Annotated in this window: 4 protein-coding genes; 1 reads left to right on the forward strand and 3 read right to left on the reverse strand. The window is 57.2% G+C overall.

The window, feature by feature from the left end; all coding sequences use genetic code 11:
* Positions 1-201 (forward strand): hypothetical protein (locus tag NW863_RS12705; protein WP_414366798.1); only part of this gene is annotated, 201 nt, incomplete at its 5' end.
* Positions 202-423: 222 nt separating this feature from the next.
* Here the strand turns inward: NW863_RS12705 and nuoK are convergent.
* The 3 genes from nuoK to NW863_RS12720 all read right to left on the reverse strand — a co-directional run.
* A complete protein-coding gene (gene nuoK / locus NW863_RS12710; protein WP_414366802.1) occupies positions 424-729 on the reverse strand; it encodes an NADH-quinone oxidoreductase subunit NuoK in 306 nt (101 codons plus the stop codon).
* Positions 730-807: 78 nt separating this feature from the next.
* Complete coding sequence (locus NW863_RS12715) at positions 808-1,416, reverse strand: NADH-quinone oxidoreductase subunit J (protein WP_414366800.1); 609 nt, start codon at positions 1,414-1,416, stop codon at positions 808-810.
* 119 nt (positions 1,417-1,535) lie between these two features.
* On the reverse strand, positions 1,536-2,621 hold a 1,086-nt coding region (locus NW863_RS12720), incomplete at its 5' end, for a TPM domain-containing protein (RefSeq protein WP_414366801.1).

A 2,621-nucleotide genomic window follows, 5' to 3' on the forward strand; every position in this document is an offset into this window, starting at 1 on the left:
CTTCAGATGTGTTTTAGAGACAGCGGCAAGCCAGGGTGGTGGGTTCTCCTCTTTTTTATTCCCTTAGTCAACCTAATTTTCTTCATCTGGGTAATCTTTGCCATCCCGCCCCGGCTCAACAAATCTCGATGGCTGGGGCTGTTAATCTTCTTGCCTCTAGTGGGGGCCTTGGCTTATATGAGCGTTCTGGCCTTCACGTAGACTCACCGAGCGTCCTTGCTGTCGATCGCCCCAGGCGGCCGTGACCAGCCTGCCAGCAGCTAGCTCTGGCACTTTACTTTCCCGATAGCGAGCGTTAACTGGGTGCTTACTTCAGCCGGCTCCCGAGTTGAGTTGTTGCCACTAGAAAGATGAAGCTGCCAGAGCTCTCTGCCAAGAAGGGGATCCTCTGGCAGCGCTCTCCTTGTTTTTCTGGGAAAAGAGCTACCACTTGAGCAGGTTGAAGCTCTCCATGTCGATGGTGGCCCGGTTGCGGTAGATCCCCAACACAATGGCCAAGCCCACTGCCGCCTCGGCAGCCGCCACGGTGATGACGAACACGGAAAACACCTGGCCGCGAATCAAGCTGGAGTCAACAAAGTTGGAGAAGGCCATAAAGTTGAGGTTCACCGCGTTGAGCATCAGCTCAATCGACATCAACACCCGAATGGCGTTGCGACTGACGATCAAGCCGTAGATGCCGATGCAAAAAAGAACTGCCGCCACCACCAAAAAAAACTGCAGTTGCAACATCGCAAGAGGCTCCAGTGGATACAGATGAGAGGGGTACCAGGAAAACTCTGGGCTGTACGTCCGAAGCAATCGGGTTTAACGGGTGCTTACCAACTCTGCTCGCCGTTCTGACTCGGCTTCAAGCTGGGGTCGGGCTCGCTCCAGCAGACTCAGATCGCCTTCTCCGGCTTCGGGAGCAACAGACTCTCGACGCGCCACGACAATGGCCCCGATCAACGCCATCAGCAGCAAAACAGAAGCCAGTTCAAACGGCAACAGATAATCGCTAAAGAAATGCCCGCCAATCACCAGAGCACTGCTTAGAGGCTGGATCGCCTGCAGAGGCCAAGGGGCGTTGAACGCCATCACGGTGAGCAGGGCAAACAGACCCAAAGACACCACCGCCGTCACTCCATTGCGCAGCCAGCCCAGTTTCAGAGGAGCAAAGGTGTAGCGCCGGTTCACCAGCATGATGGCGAACAGGATCAGTACGTTGACGGCGCCGACGTAGATCAACACTTGAGCGGCAGCCACAAAATCGGCATTCAAGAGGAGGTACAGCCCAGCCATGCTCAGGAAAACGCCCCCCAAGAGAAAGCCGGAATAGACGATGTTAGGGGCCCAAACCACTCCTAGGGCAAAGCCAATGGCCATCGCCGAGAGCACCCCAAAGGTAACCAGTTGCACGCCTTCTGCAAGGGTCATGGGATCTTCGTCCTTAACAAATCGCTATCGCTGCTCCCTTACCACTGTACTGTCCCGGCGGATTTAAGAGAAGCCCAACCCCCTTGTTCAATCGATAGAGAAATCTCTAGAGTTGGGTCTCACCAACTGCCGCCTGCTCCGCCGCCGTCACTGCTGCCGCCCCCGAAATCTCTATCAGAGTCTCTATCAGAGCTATCAGAGGTACTTCCAGAATCCCTCTCGGAGTCACTGTCCCTAAGTGGCGGGATCACCACTGTTCTCTCGCTACGGTACTGGCAAATCGGGCAGGTTAGGATCTCCAACTTCAAACCGCTGGAGGAATAGGTTGCTTCCTGGAGAATCTGGGTAGTGAGGTCAAGGGTAAGGGCTTGACACCGGGGGCAATAAAGGTGGCGACAGGAGGTGCCTTCGCGCACGACCACGGCCATCCCCTGACAGGCGGGGCAAAACCAGCCGTAGTAGCGGGCTCTGCGCTGGCTTTTGGCCAGGCGATGCGCTGGGGGAAGTTGCTTATCCAGAACTTGCGGCTGGATGGGGCGCAGGGGCCGACCGCAGCTTTGACACACCACTGGCTGAAACGGGATCCCACGCTTCGAGCCCAAGATGCCGTCGGTGGTCACAACTGCCAGGAAGGGCAGCACCAGTACCAGCCAGTTACCGCTGGCCGACAACAGGAAAAGACCAAGGCAGAGGGAGCCAGAATAGAGAAGCAGGCGAATGGGGTCGCTCTGCAGCGAGGAGAGGACAGCCATTGTTCCCTGCTCGCGGCGTGTTAGCGACAGGACTTTCGCTCCTCCCCGCTCGGCCTTGAGATAGACCGGCTGGCGGGAGCGCTGCCACCCCACCCCCAGGATGATAATCCCCAAGAGCAGCAGGATTCCTTCCAGGGAGCTTTGAGCAGCAGCCAGGGATCCCGTTCCACCTGCTCGAGGAACGGCTGCATTGGAAAGGGCGGTGGAAGCCTGAACCTCGGCAACTGGCTGCCCCTGCAGCACTGCAGTTAACTGCCGTACTCCTGCCAAGGTGCCGCCATCGAAATCCCTATTGCGAAATCTGGGTAGGATTTGCTCGTCGATAATCTGCTGAACGCGGCTGTTGGGAAGGATGGTGGCCAAACCCCTGCCAGTTTCAATTTCCACCCGCCGATCCCCCACCGAGATGAGAAACAACACGCCGTTGTTGCGACCGGCCTTGCCAATGCCCCA

The sequence above is a fragment of the Synechococcus sp. B60.1 genome (genome assembly GCF_047462555.1).
Taxonomy (GTDB): Bacteria; Cyanobacteriota; Cyanobacteriia; order Thermostichales; family Thermostichaceae; genus Thermostichus.

Coding starts and splice junctions, on each gene's coding strand:
- NW863_RS12715 (WP_414366800.1), bottom strand. CDS start 1,416: ATGACCCTTGCAGAAGGCGTGCAACTGGTTACCTTTGGGGTGCTCTCG.